The following is a 24320-nucleotide window of genomic DNA, read 5'->3' on the forward strand; positions in this document are numbered from 1 at the left end:
GCCCGGCGGCGACGCGCCCGACGAACCCCAGATTTGGAGAAATCAAATGGATCCGAAACCCATCAAGATCGGCCTTATCGCCGAACTCACCGGCCCGTTGTCTTTCATGGGCATCGCAAATGCCAACCTCACCACCATGCTCGTCGACGACATCAACGCTAGGGGCGGCTTGCTCGGTCGGCCGCTGGAGCTCGTCGTCGAGGACGGTGAGACCACCGACAGCGTCGCCAAGGCAAGGACCGCGAAACTGATCGACGTCGACAAGGTCGATGTGGTCGTCGGCGGCATCTACAGCTCGACCCGACAGGCCATCAAGAGCGAGGCAGTTACGCGGGGCAGGACGCTCTACATCTACACCGAGCAGTATGAGGGACAGGAAAACGATCCCCTGATCTTCTGCACGGGTCCCGTGCCCGCGCAGCAGGTCGAGCCGCTGATCCCATGGTTCATGAAGAGCACCGGGGCGAAGAAGTTCTACCTGCCATCGGCCGACTACATCTGGCCCCATTTGCTGAACAAGGCAGCGAGCCGGGTTGTTCGCGCCAACGGTGGCGAGATCGTCGGTGAGGAATATTTCCCCCTCGATACCACCGATTTCCGGCGCACGGTTGAGCAGATCATGACGAGTGGCGCCGAAGTGGTGTTCAACACCCTCGTTCCGCCGGGCCTCACGCCGTTCCTCGACGAGCTGCACAAGGCCGGTTTCGGCAAGCGGGGCGGCAAGATCATCTGCACCTACTTCGACGAGAACTTCTTCAATCTCGTGCCGTCCGAGCAGATCGAGGGCCTCTACAGCTGCCTCGACTACTATCAGGAACTGGAGGATCCGTTTGGCCGCGCGCTCTTGCGTCGCTACCAGCATCGATTCCCCGGCAGCGCCATGTTGACCGCAGGCAGCGGCTGCACCGGCCACTACCGGGCGATCAAGATGTGGGAAGCGGCGGTGAACGAAGCGGGCACGGTGGAGCGAGACGCGGTCATTCGGGCGCTCGATCACGCCCGCATCAGTGAGGGGCCGGGTGGCCCGGCTGAAATGGTCCCTGGCCAGCATCATGTTCGCATGACCATGTATATCGCGCAGGCACGGCGCGGTCGCTTCCGGGTCGTGAAGAACTTGGGTTTAATCGATCCGAACGAACGGGTGCTTACTGCGGAACTCCAACTCAGAGACGCGAACTGAGCCAGTGGCGTCGATCACTGTTCTTCCAGGTGGCGGGGGTAGATGGTTGCCCTCGCCACTCAACCGAGCAGGTAGCGGCTGTTCCAGTCACGCAGACAAAAGCGACTGGCAAGGTCAGTAGTGTGCTATCTGCGACGCCGGACTCAAGGTCGCTGACGGGCAAATATCTCGAGCCTGTTCAATGTCCGCTTCTGGCGCAGTATGCTCGTTCTGCTAGATGGCCGAACGGAAGCTTCCTATCTGTCTGGACCATTGGCGGCCAACTGATTTCAACCCTACTACCTTTAAGCCCAAGCGCGGACCGCGAGCATGGAGCGCATTTTCGGTCAGTCCCGCCAGCAGCGGCGTCGGCGCACATTGTCAAGCGCACCACTTCCCCAATCGGGTGTCGATTAGGCATGCCATGAGAGGCAGCTGACGAGGCTCCGCCCGGTTTCCGGAACCAATCGACTTTATTCGCGAGACTGGATGAGCCCCACAGATGGAAGTCCTAGGTTTTTCATGGTGAGATCTAGGGTATGCCTTTTGTTGCCGGAGCAAAAATATCATCAATGCACCGCTTTGTGTGGGGCGCGGGCTGGACGTCTAAAAGGGAACAGGTTTGATCAAGGCCCAAGTTGACAAACGTCAACTTACCCTCACGATCGCCCGCTATCCGGAACCAATTCTGTCAACCAGATAGCCGTGCGTTCTCTTACGGTTTAAGAGCGCGCTTTACCCTAAGTTTACATCAAGTTGACAAACCGAGGCCCAAAACCAGCTTTTGAGTATCTGTCAACTTCGGCTGGAATCCCGGAGCTGCGCCGTGCTGAGGAGGCTACCGCGGTGGCGGCTGGCGGCTGGGCGCATCGGGCGCTACAAGCCTCGATACCCCAAGGAATCTATTTCACGTCTCTCCGAATTCGGAACCCGCTGATGAGCTAAAGCTCTGACAGGCCACGCATAAATAGATGCATTTACGTGGGCCGATTGCCGGTGCTCGGGAGAGATGCGAGACTTGGGCGAAAGGACTTGAGTTCTCGTTTGCCCGGTAAAGCAGCCCCGATGTGCTGCGATCTCGGACCGGTGGCTTTCTCAGTCGATATTATTCTCGATGACCGTTCATCCAAGGCGCATCGTCTTTTAGGATCGGCAGAAGTCCGTGAACTAACCGATGCCTGGAGTGCCGCGAGGTCTCGCATCACTGCATCAGTCGCAGGGCGCCGAATTCACACGCCACGCTGTCAGGGGTGACCGTCAGAGAGCGCCGTAGTGTCGAGTGGCCCAGTGCAGCAGTCCAGTTCTGGAGCTCTCCTGGGAGCTTGCCTGACACACGTCGCTCGCGGCGACAAGAAGCTCCTCGGCGTTTAGCGACGGAGCACCTCACTGCGCCAGAACCTCCTTCATTATTGTCTCTTGACATTTAACGCGTTAGTGTTAAATAACGTCAAGTTAGGAGCGGGAATATGATCAAAACACCGGCAGAATATCAGCGCGATTATCGTGAGCGGAAACGCCGAGCGCAGGAAGGCGCGCCAGATCTTACCGAGGACTATCTCAGCGTACCTTTCGACGTGGCCTTCGCGGACTACGAACATGTGTGGAGCGTGGCGGAGGAAGTTCTCGATGCCGTGGGTATCGAGCCACCGACCTTTGGCAGTGACGATCCACAGTGGCGCGAGGAATGGGATGAACCTTATCGCGGATCACTTGGTCGCGCAGAGCGAATGGTGGGTTCCCTACTGGATGCAGCCAGCACGCTCGCCGACATCATCAACCGTTACAAAAAGCGCGAGATCGAGCGGGCTATAACCGACCTCGAAAATGCAGACCTCACGGATCATTTTGTGAAGCAAAAAGCTCTCGCAGATATCGTGCGACTCAGCAAAATCCGCGATCGGCTCAACAAGACCATTCGGTGGTCATTGTCGGAATATCAGATCAAAGGGGAGCTGTAGAACCAGGCAGGCATAAAACGAACGGCACGACCAAGGGTGCAACCATGGTCATGCCGGAAACTGACAATTCCCAATGACGTCATCAACAGGAGAAGTCTCAATGACACATGCTACCATGGTGCCAGCCGCACTGGCAACTGCGCCCAATATCCAGCGAGCCAGTCCACATCCCGCAGGCGAAATCCAGGCGACCGAAACGCTTCGATTGAAAAACCGTATCGAGATGATGACCCGGCTCGACTTGCAGATCCGCGTGGTCTTCCTGGAAGGTTTGTTCGAAGGCGCCACAGGACACCGGCCGCCTACCTCACCAGCCTAATACGGGGACCAAAATTTGGGTGGACAAGCGCCGGCGATACCGATCGCCGGTGCATTTCTGCCCTGACGGCCGACATCCACAACCAGCAATATCTCCGGTCAGTGTGGAAGCACGTCGCCTTGCAGTGAGTGCAAGGCAACGGATCATTTCCGCACGTCTTAAGCAACAAAAATTGGGAATCTTTGCTGACCTCCGCCGGCTCGGTGGGCGTTTCACTATATCGCGAATCCAGATCAAATTCCAACTTCAATCAGGAGAATACGAACATGAAAAAAGCGATCGACGCAGCTATTGAGGCATGCCGTTTCGAAGTAGATGAACAAAGCGGTCGAGTATTTGTTATGGTGGAGGTACTCCAGAACGGTGAAATTCACATTCATCCACGACTACAAGCCGTGCTGACGGAGCTGGCTTTGGAGTCCCCAGCAGGTGGCGGCATACTTGGCGGAATAGACAACGCCAGAGTCAATGACGTCAAAGACGACTACAGAAAGGGCAAAGATGACCGTTCCTGCTCCGCAACGAAGAACGGGAGTGCAGCGTGATGGCGACCGTTCGTAGCAAAAGGAAAAGAAGCCGAAGCCGTGGTCGTGGACTACGGCCAAGCGGTTCAAGTGCGCCAGTCACGACACCCATGACTTTGCGAAGTTCCGCAATGCCAAGGCGATCAAGGACTGCTATGGCACCATAGGCATGCCTGAGATATTTCCCGGCAGGAACTACCTGCCGGGACCTATTATCGATGCCGTGATACGCGAACTTGTCGAAATATCATTGCCGGCCGATAGGTATGATACTTGGACATGGCACGGACGCTGCGATCCCTACCACTCTCGAATTTTAGTGACGCTGCGGAGGTTTCGTATTGTCGGTGAAAGAGCGGAACTTATTCGTGATGCACTCTGGGCTATCGAACCCTATCCATCAAAGAAGTGGGTTGAATACTCCAGGATCGATACGGTGCTTGAAGAGGTAGGCAGGCTCGTTGCGCAGCCGATGGCGAACGATCCCAATATCGAGCTCTGGCAGTAGCTTGATTTGATCGACGCCGGGCCAACCGGCGTCCGCTCACACAAACACTGGCCGCGCGATAATGGTCAAGCCAGACTATCAGATCGGACGCCGCGACAAATGAAAGTCGCGGGCACATTCCATCCATGCAGGCCACGCTGTCAGAGAAGCTTGCCACCGGTCGGCGTGCTTGAGAAAGCGCAATGTGCTGGATCGGCGACGAAACCCCCAGGTAAGCTTCCCTGACAGCGTGGCTACTGATCTTGCGCTCCCCCGTGGCGTCGAGTGAGCTACGTCGGCCTCAACAGCGTGAGCCAGGCCACACTTGTGATACCGGCCATGAATGAAAGAATGAAAGTAAGCAGATGCCTCTACGCGCGAACGTCACTCTGACCAACAAAGATGGCTCTGCAGCCGCAGAGCTCGGCTATCTGTGCAGAAGGCTGGCCAACGTCCAACGTCGTCTGCGGGGCAGATTGACGCTCGAGCCGCAGATCGATTTCAATGCCTACACCACGAGCGCGGTCATCGACTGGGTCGATCTTGTTTTCCAGACGGTAAGGCCGACCCAATGGAGGTGGATTTTCGTTGAACTCGAGAAGGCCATCGGCAGCAGGTCGTTCGTTTGGCAGGACCGGAACGAGGACGAAGTCCAGTACCGGGAATTTCGCGTCCGCTTTCAGGAACCGGAAATAAAGGACCTACAGGCCGCTGAGCTCGCAATCGACAGCAGGTGGGGATTGGCTCAAACAACCACGGTCGAGAACCTGGAGATCAGCGTGGACTTTCGTCCGAAGGTGCCCTCGGACGTCAGTCTGGCGAGGATCTTTGGCGTTCTCGTCAGAAGTCACCTTCCGGGCCGGGATGTTATTTCGGAATTGTCTGATCGACCGCGTTTCACCTGGGGGAAAGGTAAAGAAAAAACTGCGCACGTGCTCGCTGCCCAAAAAAGCAGACCCGACCGAAACGACGAACTGCTTCTAGCCATCGACAAGGATCGGCCGGCAGTGGCCGATTCATCTTATTACGTGGGCGCAAAGACAGCCTCACCGTCGTGGCGCACCATGACAAAGATCATGGACCAGCAGAACAAGGCCACCGGGAAGCGCCTAATTCTCGCGGAGAATGAGCGGCGAGTGAGAATTGAGGTGACGCTTTCGAATGCCGAACTGCGAAGCATAGGCATCGACACGATGGCAAGCCTGATGGCATTCCGCTTCCAGACATTTCAAGGCCGGTATTTCCAGTTCAGGCTGCCGACGTTTGCAGATGCGGGTGCGCTGCCAAAGGGTAACCACGCTACTCTAAGCCATCTCAGAGAGAATGAACGCCGAACCAAATTCCTGAATAGCGGCGTTGTAGGGCTAAAGGCCATGGACGATGCAAGAGCTAGGCGAACCGGAGCGCGTCAGATGACCATGCGCACAGAGGCAAGAGAGATAGGAAACGCTCCGGCTGCAAGGTCGACACCTCAAGACGTGCCTATGGTCGCCTACAAGGCGTTGACGGCTCGTGTGCTGATGGCACTGCGTCACCTGGGTAATGGTGTCGGCGCGGCTGCGATTTCGTAGAGACAGGTGAGATACACAGAGGGACTGGGATTTGGTCCATGTTGGGTGTTACGCGCTGTTGGACTAAGACAAGTTATTAGATGCCAAAGCCTGCCTTTTCCGCAAACACAACGCTGACAACGAGTCGAGAGCGCCCGGAACGCTCGCAACGCGCTTCACAGCGTGGACAAAAGTTCTCGTCCGACAAGGTTGACTGGATCATGAAGGCTCAGAAAACGACAGATGCGTTCGATACCGCCCGTCTGGCTGTTTCGGAAAATGCTAGCTCGTTCCGTTTATTCGCCTGCGCCCGGGGGCGACTTCGTATTCTGTATCGCAACAAGTTCGATACTGTGTACGAGCACATCAGGTTCGCTCAGGGGAAGCTAAGGGCGCGCTCCGAGCGTCGTCGAGCATTCTTTGTGCATGAATTCGCGATGTGTGCTCTGGTGACGCTTCCCCGACAACGGCTCAAGTCGCGCATTCTCCCTACCTGGTGGGTGAAATATCGGAGGCAGCAGACTTAATTGAAAACACTGAACATAGTGCAGTCATTGCAATGACAGATCAGAAGCAATTTGTGGCATTCTACTTTAGCCACGTGAGGAGACAACCCCGCACGGATTCAGAATTACGCAAATTCACTTGGCTGAACCAACAGCGCAGGATGATCCAACATTGGGCCGCAGCTAATGATTATCACCTCGCCCACACACTTTTTCAGACCACGACTCACACCGGAACAGCTTTTACCGAAGGCCTAGAATTCCGAACGGCGCTCCACCTCGCGGGAGACCTCACATGTTCACTAGTCATGGCTGATGTTTCGGAGTCGCTATCTCGAACTCCGGCGGAGAAAATCGTTGGGTGTGTGAAAGCCCTCGATTCCATCCTCGTTGATATTTGGGACGTGCGTCGCGACGACCATTGGCGATCACTGTCGACGGAGATGCGAAACAACTTAATGAACCGAGCCGTGGTAGTTCGGGTAAGCCGTGCAAAGTCTATAAGGGGCGGACTGAACTCAGCAGCCACCCGAAAGAAACCTTCGACCGATAACTGGAAGAGAGGCAACTTGGCAAACCAGACCAAGGCTGACGCATTTGCACGCGAACTCGCGGACTTCGTTCGATCGCAAATGGCGAAACTAATGCCCGGTGCGAAAGTTTCACCATCAGCCTTGGCCCACGCACTTAACGAGGCCGGTGTCCTCTCGCCGCGTTCAGGCCTCTGGAATCACAATTCGGCAAGAAACCTCCTTGAACGTGTCGAGAAGCTCAATCCGAGTTGAGTTCGCGAGCCCATCATCAAAACTGAGGCCAGCCGATCGCCGAGGTCTGGGAGCCGTGCTGCGGCTCGTAATCAGCGGCCAATCGTCGTGCCTGCCCTCCGAAGGCAGAGGTCACAGATTCTAATCCTGTCGGGTGCGCCAAAGAAATCAAGCACTTAAGCGATGTTTTTTTCTATTGGTGGCCTGCGTCCCACACAGTGGCCCCACACAATCAATCGACCTGTCTTCCAGATTTTGTCGATCTCGCTATAAGTCAGCAGACAGGAGGCATTGCATGGCCACACGCATTTATACGTTCGGGTATGAGGGGCTGACCATTGAACGTTTCATCGAGAGGCTACAATCGGCACGTGTCGGTCTGGTCATTGATGTGCGAGCGACGCCCCTGTCTCGGAAACGCGGCTTCTCGAAAGTGGCTTTTGAGCAAGCGCTATCCGGCGCCGGAATTTCCTATGTTCACGCCAAAACAATGGGGTGCCCAAAGGCCGTTCGAGACCGGTACAAGCGAGATGGGAGTTGGTCGATATATACAACGAGCTTCTTGCAGTACCTGGGGGGGCAGGACGCGGCCGTTGACGAACTAGCCAGCCTCATTCGATCGCAGAGTTCATGCCTAGTGTGCTTCGAAGCCGACCACAACTTTTGCCATCGGACATACGTGGCGAGAGCGGCTGCCCGCAAGACAGGATCCTCAATCGCCCATCTCAGAGATCAAACAGAGATCGTTGAGCCGTTTGAGGCGGTTGCCGCCTAGGTGGGTAAACCAGGCTGACAATCAGCCATTGATCTGGAAACCTGTGAATCGTTCCCATCAAGAAAATGAGGTCGGCAGCAGGCAGATCGCGTTCTAGCTTGGCTCGAAAGGGGGCTTCCCAATCTTTGCCGTATCCCCGCCGGCAATTCCAATACAGAGCGCCAATTTCCCAATCGACGATTTTGTGCCGATATTCTGCGTCAACACCCTCTGCATTGCACCGATAGCGGTAGTGGAAGTCGTGTGGCAGCTTGCGAAGGGTTCTGATTGCGGGAGCGTCTGCATCGTCGAATAGCCCAGCCTGTTGCTGATGCTGCAATAATTTCTTTCGCTCCTCGGGCGTCCAGTCCGAGTTCGCTGCGGCTGTGATGTCGAGCCCAATGATTTCCGACGGGCGCAGAAATGCCAGTGTGCTACCGACGGTTTTCCGAGATACCTCGACTGCGGCGTAATCGTCGAAGATAGACGCCTTGCTTATATACGCCCACCGATCGGCCCACCCATTTTTGGTTGAGAGCGGAGCGCCAACCTTCTTAATCGTGTCGACCTTTATGTGATGGCTTTCGGGGCGGTTATCATCTCTCGCCCGTTCGATCGTGGCTTTGATCATCTGCCATTTCTTGAATTGTTGGTCATCCTTGATCAGCCGGAACGGCACCGGAAACAGCCTGATCAGGGAACCAGTTTCCTCTATTCCAGCTACGCATGATGTCTCAGAATATTTGCTGCTGGGCGACGGATAGGTTTTGCACAGCACCAGTATTTTGGCGGTTCTCGTCACCATCCACGTAACCTCTCCAAAGCGCCGCAGAGCCCTCAAGTGGGCGATAGAGCTAAGCTGGAAGATTCCCGAACAACCCGTAATAGAGGTTCCATGCCCATGACGTGCGGGTCTCGACCTTGGCGAGGCAACCCATATCGTGGAGCACGATCAAATCCTGCCGTTGGCACATGCCGAGAAGCAATGCATAGCGTTGGTTTTCGACTTCGACGAGACGTTGGCAGGCGTAGAACAGCGCCCCGCTGAGGCACACGATCAATAGAACTCGCATATCGCTTCCCCAACTCCGTTCAGCAAAGCGACTCGCAGGGAATGCCGTCCTTGTCGCGATCGAGCTTCCCGCCCCACGGGCAGTTCTGCAGATACCAGTTGGCTTCCTCGCATGAGCCGATCTGTTTGCACGTCCGCTGGGGCTCGCATGAATAGCCGCTCTGCGCGACTAGCCGCCGGCTGATAATGCCTAACGGTCTGCTGGCAGCCGGCTTCGCGCCGTCCGCATGCCCCGCGCGCCATTCCCAGGGTGTCTGAAACGTTCCGGCCCACAGTCCGACCTTCGCCGCCTCGGCCTTAGCCTGCTGCCCCGCGTAAGCGCCGTGGCTGTAGCGCTGCCAATCGAGCGCCTGGCCGTGCTCGACCATCCACGCGCCAACGCTGGTGCCGTCGGCGCGCCGGCAGTCGCCGACAAAGCGGCCGTAGCGGTCCCAACTGACGAACTCGCATTTGACCGGCCTCGAGGCGGCCAGGAACCGGTCGAGTGCCGCCGCGGCCCTTGCGCCGCACTGATATCGAAAGCCTTTGGCGTCGTCGCACTGCTGCGCGGACTCCGGCGCGTCGATGCCGTTGAAGCGGATGCGCTGCCCGTGGATTTCGATTGTGTCGCCGTCGATGACTGAGGCGACGCCGGCGATCGGCTCCGGCGATCGCCCAATCCAGTGCGACACCTTCAGGTCGGGGGCGCCTTCACTGTGCTGCACGACGAACTGCGTCACATAGGCGGCCGTCGCCGCCACTGTCACGAAGACAAGCCGCTTCGGAATGCCCGCCAGCAGACGTGCACGTCGCCGCTGCGCGCCTTGCCGCTTGCGCCATTGATCAGACTGGTTGTCGTAGCGAGATCGATCCATAGCAGACCCTAAGCCGACCAGCCTGGCCACGTGCTGTCGATCATTGGCTCGCCGTTGCAATAGTAGTCGTCGACGAACCGCCCGGTGGCCTTGTCTCGGCACCGCCACATTAGCGCATAGTTCTGCCCGTAGAATTGATCCCAGGCCACGCCGAAGGCCGTGGGAGGCGGCCGGTAATATCCACCACCGCCATTGTTGGCGGCAACTGCAACGGCCGCGCCACCTACAGCAGCCACCGCTATTCCAGTCGCTACAGCGTTGTCGGCTTGTACAAGCCGCATGCACTTGTCCGCCGTCGCGCCGCGACGGACCAGGAGGGCTGCCACTCTGCTTCGATATTGCTCGTCGCTGCTGGAAGCCAAAACATGGCACAACGCCACGGTATTCATTGCCGTCAGATCGCCGTCGGATACAACAGGACTCGTTGAGCAACCGGCCAGAAACAGCGCGGCACTCGCAAGAACTTGCAGTTTTTTCATTTAATTTCCCCCACGCAAATAATGGGGCAACTTCGCCCCTAAAGTCTAGGGGGATTAAATTTCTTTGCTGCATCGTCAGGGCAATGGGCGAGAGCGGCGCACACTTCGCAACCAACCCCGCCGCCGCTACCTTTTTCGGGGAAACTCGAGAACCCTGGCAACGGTTTCGGGCTCTAGAGGCTCATGCCCCGGCTCTTCATGCCAAAAGACCTGGCGCAAATCGCGCTGGTCGACCTTCTGGCCGCAGTTCGGGCAATTGTAGAAATGCCCCTCTTCGCGGATCAGATCGCCACCGTGGAGCTTGCCAAGGATAGGCGGCCCAAGGTCGGATAGTTTTGTCATGGGCTATCGAACTTTCAATTCGTCTAAAATGTTCCGGAACATTTTAGCGCGAGCTAATTGACTCGCAGTTATGCATGTCAGTGCATGCGTCTGAAGTTCATCAAGCCCATGGAACCCGAGCTGATCGACACGCCGCCACAGGGCGATGAATGGCTGCATGAGATCAAGTTCGATGGCTACCGCACCCAGCTTATCAAGGATGAAGATGGCATTCGGCTGATCACCAAGAACGGCTATGATTGGACGGGCCGATATATCCATCTTGCCGAAGAAGCGGAGGCGATCGAGGCTCAAAGCTTCATCATCGATGGCGAGGCTATCACCATCAACGAGGCAGGCCTGTCCGACTTCCACGCCCTGCAATCAGCCATAACCATGCGTAAGCCGTCGCGCGACCTGTATCTGGTAGCATTCGATATCCTGCACCTGAACGGGCATGATTTGCGCAACGTGCCGGTGGGCGACCGTCGCAAGATCCTACAGGAGATGATCCCGTTCGTCGGCCGCATCCAGTTTAGCAAGGCGATGCCTGGCACCGGCGACGCCGCCTATCGCCTGGTCGACAAAGCGGGGCTGGAGGGCATGGTCTCGAAGCGCAAGGACAGCACCTATCTTAGCGGGCCGACGATGAACTGGCGCAAGATCAAGTGCTATGCCGAAAAGGAAATGGACATTATCGGCGTGCAGCGCGAAGCCGGCAAGCCAGCCTTTGCCCTGATGGCTGACCGCGGCACAGGGCGCTATGTCGGGTCGGCGTTCATTACCTTGAACCGGGAAATGCGAGAACGGCTCTGGAAGCGGGTCCAGGACCACGCAGGGACGGCGCCGAAGGGCATGAAGCGACCGGCGACGCAATGGGTGAAGCCTGGTCTAATCGGCCGTGTGAAGCACTTGCGCGGCGAAGAGGATTTGCGGCACGCTTCGTTGCAAGACTTCCGGGAGGATATCGATGCCAATACGCACCAAGGCGAATGAGGCCGGCATTTTCGATCCATCAGAATTGGCTTTGCTCGGCAGGGTCTATGAGCACTTGAAGCTTCATGACCAGTCGTCAGAGGCGCGAGACGCCATCGCCTCCAGGATCATCGCCAACTACATGGCCGGCATCAAAGACGAGGCTGAACTGGTTTTGTTGTCCAAGCAGCCGTTGGGCAGGTAAAGCGGCTGAGCGGTTGCGGCGCACTTCGGAGGCTTACGAGCAAGTCGAATGTCCTCGCTTGCGACATTCGGTTGCAGCCGAGAGCCGTGGTTCGGCCTCACAGCGCCCTCGACCGAAACAAATCCTGTGTCCGGCCTTTCCGATGATCGGTACATACTGTAATTGCCCGCAGGTTAAAGGCTGATGGGCGTTAACTGGAGGCTGGACTGGCCTGAACCAGAACGTTGTCTGATTGAATTTTTTAGCTACAAGAACGCGTGTTTTGTCCAATGGCCGATGATTTTGGTTCGACTTCGGAACGTTCGCCGAAGGACTACCTAGCTTCCCTTGACGGGCTCCGGGCGATCGCGATCCTTTCAGTAGTATTCTACCATCTGTACGGCGACCGCCTCCCCAATGGTTTTTTGGGGGTCGATGTCTTCTTCGTCATTTCTGGATTCGTCGTCAGCTATACCGTGTCGGGCCGCTATCGCGGCCAGTCCGCTTTTCATTTTGTATTGGAATTCTATGCGCGTCGATTCACAAGAATCATGCCGGCCCTATTACTGTGCTTGCTGTTCAGTGCGCTCGCCACCTTTCTGTTCGTTCCGGACGCCTGGCTCAGCACATCAATCAGCAAAACCGCCTCTTCCGCCTTCGTCGGCCTGAGCAACATCTCCCTGGCCAAGGGAACCGACTATTTTTCACCCGTGACCGAGTTTAACCCATTCGCTCACACGTGGTCTCTCGGGGTTGAGGAACAATTCTACGTTGTTTTCCCGCTGCTGTTTTTCCCTTGGGTTATAGGCCCGGGCGGGAAGCGATTCTCGGTGTTTGTTTATGGTGCGCTCGCCGTCGTGTCGGTGGGGATATGGCTTCATCTTCTGGCTGCAAATCCGCTCCACGCCTTCTACATGCCCTATGCCCGCTTTTGGCAGTTGGCATGCGGCATATTGTGCTTTCAACTTGTCAGCCGAATAGGAGAACGGACGGGCCTCGAGAGGCATTGCAATCTTGCTGCCACGATCGCCCTGATAGGCCTCGTGGCAACATTCGCGCTCGACTTTGGCAAGGGTTCCCATGGGCTTGAGAATATCGCTGCAGTTGCCTGCACAACTATCTTGATCGGATGCCTCTACCACCTGGGAAGCGACCGTGCGCCACACTTTGCGGTGTTGGAAACAAGGCCGGTCAGGTTCGTCGGGTGGATCTCATATTCGCTCTACCTGTGGCATTGGCCTGTCTTCGTGATCGCAAGATGGACGATAGGCATCGAATCCACCGCCACAAAATTGGCAGCGTTGCTGATCGCGGTGGCGTTCAGCCTCGGCTCGTATTTCTGGATCGAAACACCGACGCGTCGATTGCGGCTTCTCAGAACCGTCCCCGACATAGCCGTTGTTGCCTTCTCTTTGGCTGCCATCGCTGTTGTGTTTTGCGGTTTCAAACTGATGCGCGACCATCGATATGACATCGCCTTGAGCACAGTCATGAGGAATCGAGGCGAATGGTATGCGACTTCACCAGACACCTCTCCCCAATCTCCTGGTTGCGCCGTCATCACGGAGACTGTGGAAGAAGCGCGGTTCTTCACCAAACGTGGCTGCCCGGGCGAAGGGCGCAGCGAGACCTTGTTCGTGCTGGGCGATTCTCACGCGGGAGCCTACATTCCTATGCTGGAGCGCTTCACGCTCGAAACCGGGATCCGAACCGTGGTGGTGTGGACCGCCGGTTGCCCGTTTATCAGCTTCAATCTCGCCCAAGACACTGAGCCAACGTGCGCTCATGCCACGACTGCCAGCGCGGCCTACGTAGCTAAGATTGCCAAGCCTCGCGACCTGCTGTTCCTGCCCTCGCTCCGGCTGGCCCGACTTAGTTTTCAGGAGGCTGCAGGCCCCGACAGCAGCGCTGAGAGCAGCGAGCAGCAGAGGGAAAAGACCGTCAAGAACGCTATCGAACAACTTACCCACCTCTCCAAGGCGGGACTGTCGATTGTTTTCGAAGGCCCAAAGCCAATCTTCAGGGCCGCGGCCTTTCGATGCAGTGATTGGTTCAATTCAATGAACCCGTCCTGTGCCAACGGATTCGACATCGATCGAAAGTTGATAGAAAAACTTCGATCACCAATTTTGCATGGCTACGCCGAGATATCAGCGGCTCTGCCGAACATTCACGTCTGGGACCCTTTGCCTACCCTCTGCCCGCAAGTTACATGTTCTGCATTCAGGAATGGACACCCGTTGTTCTTCGACGGCGATCATGTGACGGCCTATGCCAATTCGCTTCTGGTGGAGGACTTCGTGTCAGAGATCGAGGCCACAATTTCTAAAGACCAAGCGGCTCGCTTGTAGGATATAACCTGCCCGCCGGCCGACTTGCGTCTGCGCATACGGTCCGCGAACTGAAACCCGAAGACCTTTCTGCCGGTAGGAGCACCTTATCAAGGCGTGAGGCGAGCCCGGAACCTAAGTTTGTGGTCGAGCTTATCGCCTTATGAGCACCCGCGGAATCAACTTCCTGGACCGATGGCTGGCCAACAACGTCCCCGAGACGGCGAAGGCGGATATCATCTCTGTTGATGAACTCACGCACAAATTGATCGCCGACGCGAACGCGCTTGGCATCAAGCGCGGCGAGATCGATGAAGAGGTTGATAGTCTCTACCGCACGATCCTCGACGCCATCGTGCACTATGATCCGGGATTGCCGGAGTAGCTACTCCATATCCGGCACTTCGCCGCTGGCAAATAGTACTGTTGGCGGTCCGTAATCGCCTAGGAGGCGATCGGCGTCCCGGCTCCAGGCAAGGACGCCGACATGTTGCCCTGACAGTCCCTTGGCGGTGCGGGTGGCGCGCTCTTCGCTCTGCTGGTCAGTCGGCCCATATGCCGTGAACAACTCCCCGTCTTCACCGCGGTCGAACGCTACGACCACAATCAGTTTCGGTTTCTTTTGACCTGGCAAGATATGGTCTGACATTTGCGCTCCTAAAGATACCGATCGCCCTCGGTGCGATGCTCGAAGCAAAACCAATGCGATACAGCCCGCGGTCGGGCAAAACCCCAACCGGCGATCTTGCCGCAATCCCTGTGCTCGCAACTGTGGCCGAGAACCTTGGCGCGGTCGCGCGGCTCTGCGGTCATGCCTTCGGCCAGCTTCATCGGTTCGTCGCTCATAGCGGATTGATCGGGCCGACCAGGGCAGGGTGGTCGTTCGGTTGCTTGTTGATGACCGTCGAATTGACCTCGCGTCCAACACGGTTGAACTGAAGCTGCCCGTCAATGTCTTGGGCGAGAATGTCCTTCAGGTAGTCCTTTGGCGTGGCCGGGTCGAGCCATGCGTCATAGTAGGCCTGGTCGAGAATGACCGGCTGCCGGTCGTGCAAATTCTTCATCGGGTCGCCGGCGGGCTCCGTGATGATGGTACAGCTGGTGATGTCGAGATTGGAGTTGTGCGCCCAGAGCCCGGCGAATGAGAATGGCGCGTGACCGGGCAGGTAGATGTGCCAGGGATCCTTGTTGCCGTCGGCCGGCGAGATCGTCCATTCGAAGAAGCCGTCAGCCGGGATCAGGCAACGCTTCGACTTGAAGGCGTCCCGAAAGGCGGGCGCTGTGTCGACGCCTTCTATCCTGGCGTTGAACATGGCCGCTTTGGGCATCTCTTTTGCCCAGAACGGTACGAGCCACCAGCGACCCTCGCGCAAACGGTGATTGCCGTCATCGCCGGCGGTAACGAAAGGCACGTCCTGCGTCGGAGCGATGTTGTAGCGCGGTGCGTCGTTGCGGCCGGTCTCCGCCGGCGCGGTCAGGCGATAGAGCCTGTGGATTTCTGACCATGTCAGATACCGGGTGTAGCGGCCGCACATGTGTTGCTCCTGGTTGCGCCTCCTGTGGCTATCATGCCGACAGTGAACAAAATAGGAACATGAGAGTCAATACCTCTTGACCTGACAGGACTATGTTCCTTATTCCAATGGGCATCTGAGTAGGTATGGGCTATGGGAAAGCGCCAAAACGCGCCGGCCGGCGCAGCTATGTCGGAATTGGAGTTGGCGGCGCAGCAAGCCATTGCTGCCGCCGGTGGCGACGCAGTGGTAGCCTTGCTCAACGTGCTCGCAAGGAATTCCGCGCTCGAACGCGAGCTTGCCCTGTCGCGCGCTGCGGTCTCGAATGGCTTTTCTCGGGGCTGGCACAGGGCGCGGCCAATATGAGCGCCAACCGTGATGACAACTACCGGATCGAGGTTTGGGACAGCGAGGAGGAAAAGACGCTTCTTGAGATCATCAGCAAGTCTTCGGATTTCGCCGTCAGCATGGCTGCCTGGCAGGCTTCAATACGCCGTCGGCCCGGAATGCTGTTGATCCACTACAATAGCTGCCACGTCATGGAAAAGATCATCACGCCAGGCGAGGCAAAGATTCCGCCGCAGACCATCATCGACGGCAGTGTTCACGCAGGCCTTGACGTCGCGCTGGGCGACCTGCGCAGCTGGCACACCCTTCGGGCCTGGTGCACAAAATGCTCGCATCATGCCGAGGTGAAGCCTGAAGGGCTTATCAAACGCTACGGGAAGTATGGCTTGTTCAGCTCGGTCGAGCGGGCGCTTGTCTGCAGGAGCTGCGATCGCTGCGGGCCGGTTCGGCTTGAGGTCCACAGCCTGCCGAGAAATTGAGTGGCTGGCTATTGTATCGATCCCAACTATTTGAAGAAGGGCACCGACAAACTGTGAAACTCTTCAAAATGGCGAGGAAAATTGTGCGCCAGATATCGCACCACCCTGGAATTATCCATCAACCGGGCAAAATAGCGACCGGCCGCCAACATTTCCAGGCTCACGGAGCCACGACGCTCGACAGCGCTCAAAAACTCACGGCTTAGCCCGCAAAGTTCAGGCGTCATCGTGCCCAGTTGATCTACAGACACGTTAGCAATCATCGACGGATCGAAACCCTCGGCCAGCAGCGGACGCGGCGTAAAAGCGACAAGGATCTTTGCGTACGTGAACGTGACCCGCTCCATAGCAACCATCAGTCGGGCAATTTCCAATTGCCTGGCGGGGAGCACATGCCGCAGCAAGCCGAAGATTTTCACCCTCACGGGGCAGTCTTGCAGGAAATCGAGGACATCCGGGCAAATCCCGCTGACAGGTTGACGGCCTGCGTCCCTGCTAGGAGGCTCGCTGACATGCGTTGCTCCTCCTGGTCCGAACGTTGTGCCTTGCAACCTTTGGGCTAAGGATTTTGGCATGGTCGCAAACCCCTCGGACACCAGCAATGACTGAAACCTTTTGTCACTCAATATCAGGCGAAGCGCTTCGACCAGACGCCCCAAGCGTTGTTCTAGTTCCGCTGCTTCCCTTATGGAATCGCGCTTGCGCCTGCACTCCACCTCGTAGGTCGCAAAGAGCTTGGGCGCGTAGAGCTTTTCTTTTGACCCTGGTTGATCAGCAACAATGCTCCGGGAGTGCCTCTGGTCGCTCTGGCGCAAAACTTTGTGAGCGGCTTCACGGGTAATACGATACTTCGAACTCACAATATGTTCTCCACACTTGTTCGCCCTGCCAGCCCGATAAGCGGATTGAGAGTGGAAAAAAGGTAGGCGTCCAGCTGCGCTCCATTGTTAGCGCGCAACGCCGATTTTCCGACGATTTTGGACGCTGGGGCAATCAGATAATCTCGAATGACAAGGTCACCCGGGCTCATCCTGATCAACGTGAAAATATCGGCCAGCGACTGGCGCTGTGTGTCCAGAGACCAGAAGGGATATCCGTGGTCGGAAGCGCAGCAACGTGCGATTTCTATCGCAACCGTGAACTCCTCATTGATCTGGAAGAGGCCATTCTCTCTGTCGTAAGTCGCCTTTCCGCCTGCCCTCGCGATCGCGGCCAGTAGATCCTCTATCGCCTGTGTACGCACTGACGTCAGTTGCTTTTTCGAGGTAACAAACTGCCAGTTCTTGGGCGGCTGATATCCAATCAATTCGTAGGACTTCAGAAGGCTGCCGAAGCGATGGTGATACAGGCTAGCTGCGGGGCAATCGGGCTCGGTGTCGATGATCGAGGTAGACAGGGCGCCTCGGCGCGCCAACACCTTTTTCAATGCATCCAGCATCTCTTCGTTGCTCACGCTTATATGCAAATAGAGCGCACTGTGGATGACTTGCGCCCGTTCGAACAGCTTGCGGTCAACGATGGGCTCAAACGCGCCTTCCGCTCGCACCCACTGTTCAGGAGGATTATGCACTGCCTTTTCTTTGAGCTTGCGGGAGCGCCTGTTCCAGACATTGGTGCCAATGTATTTTTCATTGGTCAGGACTCCGCGCACTGTTTCCTGCTTCCATGGTCGCCCAAGGTCCGTCAACACGCCGAGCTTGTTCAACTGCCTTGCCATCTCAAGATCGGTCTTGTGCGTTTTGACGAAGTGCTTGAAGATCCACCGCACCGTTGCAATCTCTTCTGGCGGCCCGGGTACCAAGATCATTCTGTCTGTGTGCAAGCTCTTTTGTTCGCGCTCGGAGAGGATAGATTTGGGACGTCCCGAATGGTCCAGCAACTGGCGTCTTAAGCCGAGCCCAGGCTTACCACCCTGGCGAAACCCCAGCCGGACCAGCCTTGCCTGGCCGACGAATGTCTTTTGCGAGAGCATGCGACTGTGCTCAGCCGCCATGCTGCGTTTGATCGCCTTAAGAATATCGGAGCCGACGCTGCCGTCGTTCGCGAACTGCTCGGCGCAGAATTCGATCCGCACGCCGGCCATATGGCAACGGTATTCGTAGGAGGCGCTTTCATCTATGTTCTGAAAGCGCCCCCAGCGGCTAACATCATAGACAACGATGGTTTCGAAATCGGCACGCCCGCTCTCCACATCGGCGAGCAAACGTTGAAGGCCACGGCGCCCACCCAACTTAAGGCCACTGCGACCAGCGTCCTCGTAAGTGGCGACAACGTCGTATCCCATGATATCGGCATAGTCGCGGATGGCATCCCTCTGGTTGTCGATCGAGTAAGTCTGGTGCTCGGTCGACATGCGCAGATACTGGGCCGCACGCACTACGCGCCTGCCTGAAGGAGCTTTTGGGGTCGTTACAACCTCGTCCATCGCTTGCGCTCCTGCCAATCGGACATGCTAACGATCATCGGCCTGAGGTTTGGTTCAAAATACCTCTCCAGTTTATGTCGAATGCCCGGCTCTTCTGGCTGGAAACCATAGCCTTTTCAACTGTCGGTAAAAGCTGACTCACTTCGTGAGAGCGCGTGCCCCCGTTCCGCCGCAATGCGGCCGCACGGCACGATCGATAGGGATTTCAGACTTCTAAGGGAGACCTCCATGACCTTTCACAAAGCCATATCCGCCGTGCTGATCACCGCGGCACTTGCCGGCTGCCAGTCGCAGACCGAAGGCCAGCAGCGGGCCACCACCGGTGCCCTGATCGGCGGCGCCGGCGGCGCCCTTGTCGGCCAGGCGATCGGCGGCAACACCAAGAGCACGGTCATCGGCGCGGCCAGCGGCGCCCTGCTCGGCGCAGTCGTCGGCTCCGCCACCACTCCGCAGCAGCCTCGCGGCGAACAACTGTGCCGCTACCAGGACCGCTACGGCCGCATCTACACCGCGCCCTGCGACGACCGCTACTACAACGGCAACTATTGAGCCTTTCGTTCACGCCTTCTCGCGAACGCCCACACCGCCAGCGGATATTCTTTGGCGCTCATCCTGCGTGTTCCGGCATGCGACGCCTCAGAACACGAAGCACACCTTTTGCCGCTTCTAGCATGTCAGTAAAAGCGCAAACCGTTCCCATCGTGGGACGGCTTGCTGGCTCGGCGACATTTAGGCCGGCTGGGCATCGTCGTGACCTGACCCGACGCAGACGAGTTCACGACCGAATGGCGGCTAAGCGCCTCATCTAGCCCGTTCAGAACGCAATCTGCGATACCGAAGGCGGACATAACTCTAATCGAATATCATGGTAGCGCTAGCACCTGACTTCCAAAAAAGAAGATAGCCGGCGAATTGACGACCAAACGCTAATGGTCAGCGACGCCTACCCGATCCATGAATTGGTTTTAGGAAGCGACTAGCTGGACTACCCCGTGCACGCCGCATCGCTGGGCCGGCTAGAACTTTTTTATTTGCCCAATCGATTGAGTTGGCCTTTGTCATAAGGACCTCCGTCGGTTCGGCGGTGATCTAAACCATCAGCGTTGCTACTTGGGAGCATACGTAGAAGAGTTGCGCTCGGTTGGATGGTCCGTGTGAGGAAAGACATGCCTGAGAATATTATTGGACAAAAGATTCGCCTGGCTCGGCATGTTTTCCTGCTTGTCGCTATCGTTTCGATCGTGATGCTAACGCTCGCTTGGTGGATAGATCAGTGCATCACAGTCACTGCTGCGGGGGCAGCGGGTGGGGATGCATTCCCCAGCAGAATTAAAGCGGTCGTAGCAATTGCACTCGCGTGGGCGATCATGCTGAGTGCGCTTGTCCTGGCCTTCCGAGGCCACGACATAATCGGTGGGTTTAGAAACCCTCGACCCGATAGCCTAAACCAAAAAGAGATCGGCCAGCGCATCCACGATGGCCCAGCACAAATGCTAACCTTCGTTATGCTGCGCCTCGACGAGCTCGATGACCTGTTGCGGCCTACAGAAGGCACGACGGAAACGGAGGCCAGACAGATCATTCAGGACGTGAAGTCAGCGAGCCTCGACGCCCTGAACGATCTCAGACAGATTTCGCGGCAGCTGACGTGACAAGCCCGAGTTGGTGGTCCGATGGGGCTTAGGGAAGTCTACCTTAGGGATGCTGCAGCGATTGGCAGCGCGGTACGGCATCGGATGGAGCTATTCTGCAGCCGGCGCCAGAACTGCAGCGGTTTTGCCCCTTGCTCCGGATGCAATTTCCAAGACGCGAAAGAGCTCATCCCGTTTGAAGGGCTTGCTCAAGAAATCATCCATACCTGCCTGCAGGCAAGCTTCCCGGTCGCTGGCATATGCGCTGGCCGTCAAGGCGACGATGCGCGCTCGGCGACGTTCGGCAACTGACGTCGCCTCAATCTCCCGGATCCTGGACGCGGCACGCATCCCGTCGAGTTTCGGCATCGAACAATCCATCAGAATTGCGTCAAAGCTGGTGCGACGGGCCTCGGCGACCGCTTCCTCGCCATCACTGGCCACCTGCACGAGACAACCAAACTGCCGAAGCGTTTCCTCGAGAAGTCCGCGGACACGTTCATTGTCTTCCGCGATAAGGACACGCATCCTCGGCCCTGCCGCGATTGAGAGGCTCCGCCTCGTATGCGAGGGATTCAGCCCGCCTGCAGGAGACGCTGTGGCGGACGGTTCGGCAGCGACGGTGAACCGGAAGTGAGCACCATGCAGATGGTGCTCAATGACTTCAATGGTGCCGCCGAGTAACTCGACGAGCTGACGGCTGATCGCCAGCCCAAGTCCAGACCCGTCCGAATTGGCACCGCGATAGAATTCCTCAAAGATGTGCTCGCGATCGACCTCCGCGATACCCGACCCAGTGTCCACGACATCGAAGGCGAGAACGCCGGATACATTGCTGCTGATCCGGACGGTCACCCCGCCCGCTTGGGTATGCTTCAAGCCGTTCGCGATCAGGTTTACCAGGATCTGGCGAATGCGCGCCGGATCCGAGCAGTAACGGGTTGGCGTGGTCGGAGTGCATTCGATGCTCACCTTCAAGCCCTTGCGGTCGGCGACTGCCCGCATCATGTCACACGTTTCAGAGACCAAAACCGAAGGCACGAATTCGACCGAATTGATATTCAGCCTGCCGCCCTCGATCGCCGAAAGGTCGAGCACTTGGTTGACGATGTCGAGCAAGGTCTGGCTGGCGTGGTCGATGATCTCAAGCTTGGCCCGCGCACGCCGGTCGGGCCGGCTGGATCTCAGCAACTCCGCTGCACTGACGATCGCATGCATAGGCGTCCTGATCTCATGACTGACGCGGGCAAGAAACTGGGTTTTCGCCGAACTGGCCGCCTCGGCAACCTTCTTGGCGCTGGCTAACTCGGCCGTGCGCTCTTCTATGCGCAATGCCAGATCTCGATTGTGCCTTTCAACCATTGAGCCTCTATGAGCGAGCCACCGGAGCGCGGCAGCCAAGGCTATGCTCCCGAAAATCAAGACGATGACCTCGGTGTGAAAACGCTCGCTGATCGACTGAACGGCTGGTGATTCCAGAAACACCGCCGTCGGCACTGCTGACCAAAGGCTCCATCCTCCCGCTACATCTGGAAACTCGAGCGGCGTCGAGTTGACATACGCAAGTTGGTCGAGGCCTGCGGCGCGTCGCGGCGAAGCCTCCTTCCAAAGGTGGCCATCTCGAAGTCCCCTGTAGAAACCGAGTCTGTCATTGCGTAGCGCATAGCCGTCGTTCGGCAGAATTTTGGTAATGACATCGGACCGCAGGACGGCCGTGACGATGCCTCGCAGTTCCCCGTCAAACCCGAAGAATGGGACCGAATAGACAATACCCTTTCGGTTGTCGTCATCGGGAGCCGTTGGTGAGTAGTGCGTATTATCGCAGGTAATAACTTCTTGGCTTGCTACCGCAGGATAGTTCAGATTTGCAATGAGGTCCTCCCTCCCATATTTTTCTGCTAAATAATCAAGCTGTCGCTTCATCTCTCTATATTCGAATAATTCAACCTCTTCTAATTGTCCTTTTCTTGGTACGGACAGGCGCAGTGCTTGATCAGCATTCTTTCCAACTATTAATTCATCGAATGTCATCAAAGGCACTTCTGTCGTCGCCGGATCGGCATCGACGCGATCCGGGTCGAAATTGGCTGACTCTATATAGAGTTCCGAAACCGACACGTTTTCCGCCAAATTGTTGTAAATTTCCTGGGCGCTCACCCTCGCATCCTCGTGCAAGGAATGCGATTCTGAATTTAGTGCTCGCACGGTCGGCAAGCGGGCGATCGTACGAATGCCCTGATACATCTGGCGAAAGCTTGCCTCGATGTCGACGGCAACCGCTCGGCTCTTGGCTTGGTTCTCCGCCTGGAACGCGCGCATCGCGGCCTTCAGGTCCATTTCGCTCGCGGTGCTGAACTGAAACCAAAGCAGACAGCCGACCGCGACCAGCAGCAGGTAGCCACCTAACTCGATCCAGGGGAGACGCGCCTGGCGCATTGATCTCGGGCTCCCGCCGCAGTGGTTCACTCGCCTGGTATCATGCCGCAAGACCTTGATGACGTCTCACCGCTGGATCACCCGTTCGGTAGCGAATATCAACACGGCACCGCGTCGAAGGCAGTCCTTAAGACGTCAATTCCCCAGAGACAGATTTGCTCCGCGCAGCTTTTGCGCCGCAATTACCGCCGAAACCCGGTTTGTGACCCCGTACTTCTGCAGAATGCCTGACATATAATATTTGACCGTCTTTTCACTGATATCCAGTTTCTTGCCAATCTCTCGGTTGGTAAGACCCTCTTCAAGGGCTTTCATGATTTGCGCCTCGCGGTGCGTAAGCTGGTCTATGGAGGACGCCGGCCGGACGTTCAGTTGTGCGGCCTGCAGCAGTTTTGTCGCAAATTCGGGCGAAACGAATGACTCTTCGTTGGCCACGGTCCACATCGCCTTCTTTAGATCCCCGGCGCTCACGCCCTTGAGCACATAGCCTCTAGCACCTGCGTTCAAAGCGGAAATGGCGGTGTCTGCCAAATCACACACCGTCAGGATCATGCATCGGACAGAAGGCACCTGCACGACAATCCGCTTCAACGCCTCCATTCCACCCCCCGGGATCCCCAGATCGAGAAGCATGATCTGCGGTCGCCAACGTTCGGCGATTTCCAATGCCTCACGCGCGGTGCTGCCTTCCGCCACCAGATTGAAACCAGCCTCGCCCGAAATGACGGCGCTCAGACCCCGTCGAACGATCGGATGATCATCGACAATGGCAATTGTAACCTCATCCAGTTCGCCCACGCCCCAACCCCCAACGCGTTGCCCAAGGAGTATATACCGACGCCTGTGAGCATTAACCCTGCATTGAAGCCCCAACAGCCTCAAGCACCCGACGATACGTTAGGCTTTGCTTGAGTAGGTGTCAACGCAGCTGAGATTCAGCAATATTTTCTAAGTATTATTTCAGATAATTTAAGGCACTTGCAGTATAGAATCGCGGATCGCGCAAATTATTTCCAATAAAAATGGCAACTTTAATGTTACCAGTTTCAAAACAAATTTGATATCCGGGATCGGCATCCCGAAAATTTGTGACCATGGTTAAATCAGCCATCCCCTGGAGTCGCGAATATGGCGGACTTAATCTGAATGAGTATCTACCCTGCTGGCTGGGATTGAGGCACATTCTTGGCCTTGAATTAGGCCGATGTGAAAGCGCGACGATCGGCATGAACTAGCGGCTGATCCGCTGCA

At 56.9% G+C, this 24320-nt stretch carries 27 protein-coding genes; 15 read left to right on the top strand and 12 right to left on the bottom strand.

What is annotated here, in order from left to right; genetic code table 11:
- The first annotated feature begins 46 nt into the window (after positions 1 to 46).
- The 8 genes from AC0V7N_RS15140 to AC0V7N_RS15175 all read left to right on the top strand — a co-directional run bounded on the left by AC0V7N_RS15140 (position 47) and on the right by AC0V7N_RS15175 (position 8042).
- A complete protein-coding gene (locus AC0V7N_RS15140) occupies positions 47 to 1180 on the top strand; it encodes a substrate-binding protein (protein ID WP_475458791.1) in 1134 nt (377 codons plus the stop codon).
- A gap of 1445 nt (positions 1181 to 2625) precedes the next feature.
- A complete protein-coding gene (locus tag AC0V7N_RS15145) occupies positions 2626 to 3117 on the top strand; it encodes a hypothetical protein (RefSeq protein ID WP_475458793.1) in 492 nt (163 codons plus the stop codon).
- A 100-nt stretch (positions 3118 to 3217) separates the two neighbouring features.
- Complete coding sequence (locus AC0V7N_RS15150) at positions 3218 to 3436, top strand: hypothetical protein (protein ID WP_475458795.1); 219 nt, start codon at positions 3218 to 3220, stop codon at positions 3434 to 3436.
- A 266-nt stretch (positions 3437 to 3702) separates the two neighbouring features.
- Positions 3703 to 3981 carry a hypothetical protein gene (locus AC0V7N_RS15155; protein ID WP_475458797.1) on the top strand — a complete coding sequence of 93 codons (279 nt, stop codon included), beginning with the start codon at positions 3703 to 3705 and terminating at the stop codon, positions 3979 to 3981.
- Positions 3982 to 4129: 148 nt separating this feature from the next.
- Positions 4130 to 4468 (top strand): hypothetical protein, encoded by a 339-nt coding sequence (locus AC0V7N_RS15160; RefSeq protein WP_496627934.1) that lies wholly within the window; start codon positions 4130 to 4132, stop codon positions 4466 to 4468.
- Between the two features lie 344 nt (positions 4469 to 4812).
- The gene (locus AC0V7N_RS15165; protein WP_475458800.1) at positions 4813 to 6018 is read left to right on the top strand and encodes a hypothetical protein; all 1206 of its coding nucleotides are present in this window, start codon (positions 4813 to 4815) and stop codon (positions 6016 to 6018) included.
- Between the two features lie 538 nt (positions 6019 to 6556).
- Positions 6557 to 7288, top strand: coding sequence for a hypothetical protein (locus AC0V7N_RS15170; protein ID WP_475458802.1), 732 nt, complete (start codon positions 6557 to 6559; stop codon positions 7286 to 7288).
- A gap of 274 nt (positions 7289 to 7562) precedes the next feature.
- Positions 7563 to 8042, top strand: coding sequence for a DUF488 domain-containing protein (locus tag AC0V7N_RS15175; protein WP_475458804.1), 480 nt, complete (start codon positions 7563 to 7565; stop codon positions 8040 to 8042).
- Here the strand turns inward: AC0V7N_RS15175 and AC0V7N_RS15180 are convergent.
- From AC0V7N_RS15180 to AC0V7N_RS15200, 5 genes are all read right to left on the bottom strand, one after another.
- Complete coding sequence (locus AC0V7N_RS15180) at positions 7993 to 8826, bottom strand: DUF8758 domain-containing protein (RefSeq protein ID WP_475458806.1); 834 nt, start codon at positions 8824 to 8826, stop codon at positions 7993 to 7995. The two genes, AC0V7N_RS15175 and AC0V7N_RS15180, sit on opposite strands and share 50 nt — an antisense overlap.
- A gap of 49 nt (positions 8827 to 8875) precedes the next feature.
- The gene (locus AC0V7N_RS15185) at positions 8876 to 9094 is read right to left on the bottom strand and encodes a hypothetical protein (protein WP_475458808.1); all 219 of its coding nucleotides are present in this window, start codon (positions 9092 to 9094) and stop codon (positions 8876 to 8878) included.
- Positions 9095 to 9113: 19 nt separating this feature from the next.
- Entirely contained in the window at positions 9114 to 9947 is an 834-nt protein-coding gene (locus AC0V7N_RS15190) for a thermonuclease family protein (RefSeq protein WP_475458810.1), read from the bottom strand.
- Between the two features lie 8 nt (positions 9948 to 9955).
- Positions 9956 to 10426 (bottom strand): YajG family lipoprotein, encoded by a 471-nt coding sequence (locus tag AC0V7N_RS15195; RefSeq protein ID WP_475458812.1) that lies wholly within the window; start codon positions 10424 to 10426, stop codon positions 9956 to 9958.
- Between the two features lie 126 nt (positions 10427 to 10552).
- Positions 10553 to 10768, bottom strand: a complete 216-nt coding sequence (locus AC0V7N_RS15200; protein WP_496627935.1) for a hypothetical protein — start codon at positions 10766 to 10768, stop codon at positions 10553 to 10555.
- An 84-nt stretch (positions 10769 to 10852) separates the two neighbouring features.
- On the opposite strand from AC0V7N_RS15200, the gene AC0V7N_RS15205 reads away from it, so the two are divergent.
- From AC0V7N_RS15205 to AC0V7N_RS15220, 4 genes are all read left to right on the top strand, one after another.
- Entirely contained in the window at positions 10853 to 11743 is an 891-nt protein-coding gene (locus tag AC0V7N_RS15205) for an ATP-dependent DNA ligase (RefSeq protein ID WP_475458815.1), read from the top strand.
- On the top strand, positions 11718 to 11927 hold the full coding sequence (locus AC0V7N_RS15210) for a hypothetical protein (RefSeq protein WP_475458818.1): 210 nt from the start codon (positions 11718 to 11720) through the stop codon (positions 11925 to 11927). The genes AC0V7N_RS15205 and AC0V7N_RS15210 overlap by 26 nt, the downstream gene beginning before the upstream one ends.
- Before the next feature lie 269 nt (positions 11928 to 12196).
- Positions 12197 to 14257: an acyltransferase family protein gene (locus tag AC0V7N_RS15215; protein ID WP_475458820.1), complete on the top strand. Its 2061-nt coding sequence runs from the start codon at positions 12197 to 12199 to the stop codon at positions 14255 to 14257.
- Positions 14258 to 14399: 142 nt separating this feature from the next.
- Complete coding sequence (locus tag AC0V7N_RS15220; protein WP_475458822.1) at positions 14400 to 14621, top strand: DUF768 domain-containing protein; 222 nt, start codon at positions 14400 to 14402, stop codon at positions 14619 to 14621.
- Here AC0V7N_RS15220 and AC0V7N_RS15225 read toward each other — a convergent pair whose 3' ends face one another.
- The 3 genes from AC0V7N_RS15225 to AC0V7N_RS15235 are packed head-to-tail and all read right to left on the bottom strand — an operon-like array spanning position 14622 to position 15771.
- On the bottom strand, positions 14622 to 14885 hold the full coding sequence (locus AC0V7N_RS15225; protein WP_475458824.1) for a hypothetical protein: 264 nt from the start codon (positions 14883 to 14885) through the stop codon (positions 14622 to 14624).
- Between the two features lie 8 nt (positions 14886 to 14893).
- Positions 14894 to 15082 carry a hypothetical protein gene (locus AC0V7N_RS15230; RefSeq protein ID WP_475458826.1) on the bottom strand — a complete coding sequence of 63 codons (189 nt, stop codon included), beginning with the start codon at positions 15080 to 15082 and terminating at the stop codon, positions 14894 to 14896.
- Positions 15079 to 15771, bottom strand: coding sequence for an SOS response-associated peptidase (locus AC0V7N_RS15235; RefSeq protein ID WP_475458828.1), 693 nt, complete (start codon positions 15769 to 15771; stop codon positions 15079 to 15081). Before AC0V7N_RS15235 ends, AC0V7N_RS15230 begins: the two co-directional genes overlap by 4 nt.
- Positions 15772 to 16112: 341 nt before the next feature.
- Here AC0V7N_RS15235 and AC0V7N_RS15240 point away from each other — a divergent pair, with 341 nt between their 5' ends.
- Positions 16113 to 16577: a hypothetical protein gene (locus AC0V7N_RS15240; protein ID WP_475458830.1), complete on the top strand. Its 465-nt coding sequence runs from the start codon at positions 16113 to 16115 to the stop codon at positions 16575 to 16577.
- 26 nt (positions 16578 to 16603) lie between these two features.
- Here the strand turns inward: AC0V7N_RS15240 and AC0V7N_RS15245 are convergent, their stop codons facing one another.
- Both AC0V7N_RS15245 and AC0V7N_RS15250 read right to left on the bottom strand, forming a co-directional pair.
- Positions 16604 to 17437 carry a plasmid partitioning protein RepB C-terminal domain-containing protein gene (locus AC0V7N_RS15245; RefSeq protein WP_475458832.1) on the bottom strand — a complete coding sequence of 278 codons (834 nt, stop codon included), beginning with the start codon at positions 17435 to 17437 and terminating at the stop codon, positions 16604 to 16606.
- Complete coding sequence (locus tag AC0V7N_RS15250; RefSeq protein ID WP_475458835.1) at positions 17434 to 19002, bottom strand: recombinase family protein; 1569 nt, start codon at positions 19000 to 19002, stop codon at positions 17434 to 17436. The genes AC0V7N_RS15245 and AC0V7N_RS15250 overlap by 4 nt, the downstream gene beginning before the upstream one ends.
- Positions 19003 to 19230: 228 nt before the next feature.
- Between AC0V7N_RS15250 and AC0V7N_RS15255 the strand changes: the two genes are divergently transcribed.
- Positions 19231 to 19551, top strand: coding sequence for a YMGG-like glycine zipper-containing protein (locus AC0V7N_RS15255; protein ID WP_475458837.1), 321 nt, complete (start codon positions 19231 to 19233; stop codon positions 19549 to 19551).
- A gap of 617 nt (positions 19552 to 20168) precedes the next feature.
- A complete protein-coding gene (locus AC0V7N_RS15260; protein WP_496627936.1) occupies positions 20169 to 20654 on the top strand; it encodes a histidine kinase in 486 nt (161 codons plus the stop codon).
- 90 nt (positions 20655 to 20744) lie between these two features.
- Here AC0V7N_RS15260 and AC0V7N_RS15265 read toward each other — a convergent pair whose 3' ends face one another.
- Together AC0V7N_RS15265 and AC0V7N_RS15270 are read right to left on the bottom strand one after the other, a co-directional pair.
- Complete coding sequence (locus AC0V7N_RS15265) at positions 20745 to 23069, bottom strand: response regulator (RefSeq protein ID WP_475458841.1); 2325 nt, start codon at positions 23067 to 23069, stop codon at positions 20745 to 20747.
- Positions 23070 to 23204: 135 nt separating this feature from the next.
- On the bottom strand, positions 23205 to 23867 hold the full coding sequence (locus AC0V7N_RS15270) for a response regulator (RefSeq protein ID WP_475458844.1): 663 nt from the start codon (positions 23865 to 23867) through the stop codon (positions 23205 to 23207).
- Positions 23868 to 24320: the final 453 nt, after the last annotated feature.

Source organism: Mesorhizobium kamtschaticum (assembly GCF_056174585.1).

Coding starts and splice junctions, on each gene's coding strand:
- AC0V7N_RS15165 (WP_475458800.1), top strand. CDS start 4,813: ATGCCTCTACGCGCGAACGTCACTCTGACCAACAAAGATGGCTCTGCA.
- AC0V7N_RS15220 (WP_475458822.1), top strand. CDS start 14,400: ATGAGCACCCGCGGAATCAACTTCCTGGACCGATGGCTGGCCAACAAC.
- AC0V7N_RS15175 (WP_475458804.1), top strand. CDS start 7,563: ATGGCCACACGCATTTATACGTTCGGGTATGAGGGGCTGACCATTGAA.
- AC0V7N_RS15240 (WP_475458830.1), top strand. CDS start 16,113: ATGAGCGCCAACCGTGATGACAACTACCGGATCGAGGTTTGGGACAGC.
- AC0V7N_RS15170 (WP_475458802.1), top strand. CDS start 6,557: ATGACAGATCAGAAGCAATTTGTGGCATTCTACTTTAGCCACGTGAGG.
- AC0V7N_RS15155 (WP_475458797.1), top strand. CDS start 3,703: ATGAAAAAAGCGATCGACGCAGCTATTGAGGCATGCCGTTTCGAAGTA.
- AC0V7N_RS15200 (WP_496627935.1), bottom strand. CDS start 10,768: ATGACAAAACTATCCGACCTTGGGCCGCCTATCCTTGGCAAGCTCCAC.
- AC0V7N_RS15190 (WP_475458810.1), bottom strand. CDS start 9,947: ATGGATCGATCTCGCTACGACAACCAGTCTGATCAATGGCGCAAGCGG.
- AC0V7N_RS15180 (WP_475458806.1), bottom strand. CDS start 8,826: ATGGTGACGAGAACCGCCAAAATACTGGTGCTGTGCAAAACCTATCCG.
- AC0V7N_RS15210 (WP_475458818.1), top strand. CDS start 11,718: ATGCCAATACGCACCAAGGCGAATGAGGCCGGCATTTTCGATCCATCA.
- AC0V7N_RS15230 (WP_475458826.1), bottom strand. CDS start 15,082: ATGAGCGACGAACCGATGAAGCTGGCCGAAGGCATGACCGCAGAGCCG.
- AC0V7N_RS15260 (WP_496627936.1), top strand. CDS start 20,169: ATGCCTGAGAATATTATTGGACAAAAGATTCGCCTGGCTCGGCATGTT.
- AC0V7N_RS15150 (WP_475458795.1), top strand. CDS start 3,218: ATGACACATGCTACCATGGTGCCAGCCGCACTGGCAACTGCGCCCAAT.
- AC0V7N_RS15140 (WP_475458791.1), top strand. CDS start 47: ATGGATCCGAAACCCATCAAGATCGGCCTTATCGCCGAACTCACCGGC.
- AC0V7N_RS15250 (WP_475458835.1), bottom strand. CDS start 19,002: ATGGACGAGGTTGTAACGACCCCAAAAGCTCCTTCAGGCAGGCGCGTA.
- AC0V7N_RS15225 (WP_475458824.1), bottom strand. CDS start 14,885: ATGTCAGACCATATCTTGCCAGGTCAAAAGAAACCGAAACTGATTGTG.
- AC0V7N_RS15160 (WP_496627934.1), top strand. CDS start 4,130: ATGCCTGAGATATTTCCCGGCAGGAACTACCTGCCGGGACCTATTATC.
- AC0V7N_RS15145 (WP_475458793.1), top strand. CDS start 2,626: ATGATCAAAACACCGGCAGAATATCAGCGCGATTATCGTGAGCGGAAA.
- AC0V7N_RS15255 (WP_475458837.1), top strand. CDS start 19,231: ATGACCTTTCACAAAGCCATATCCGCCGTGCTGATCACCGCGGCACTT.
- AC0V7N_RS15215 (WP_475458820.1), top strand. CDS start 12,197: ATGGCCGATGATTTTGGTTCGACTTCGGAACGTTCGCCGAAGGACTAC.
- AC0V7N_RS15235 (WP_475458828.1), bottom strand. CDS start 15,771: ATGTGCGGCCGCTACACCCGGTATCTGACATGGTCAGAAATCCACAGG.
- AC0V7N_RS15195 (WP_475458812.1), bottom strand. CDS start 10,426: ATGAAAAAACTGCAAGTTCTTGCGAGTGCCGCGCTGTTTCTGGCCGGT.
- AC0V7N_RS15205 (WP_475458815.1), top strand. CDS start 10,853: ATGCGTCTGAAGTTCATCAAGCCCATGGAACCCGAGCTGATCGACACG.
- AC0V7N_RS15185 (WP_475458808.1), bottom strand. CDS start 9,094: ATGCGAGTTCTATTGATCGTGTGCCTCAGCGGGGCGCTGTTCTACGCC.
- AC0V7N_RS15265 (WP_475458841.1), bottom strand. CDS start 23,069: ATGCGCCAGGCGCGTCTCCCCTGGATCGAGTTAGGTGGCTACCTGCTG.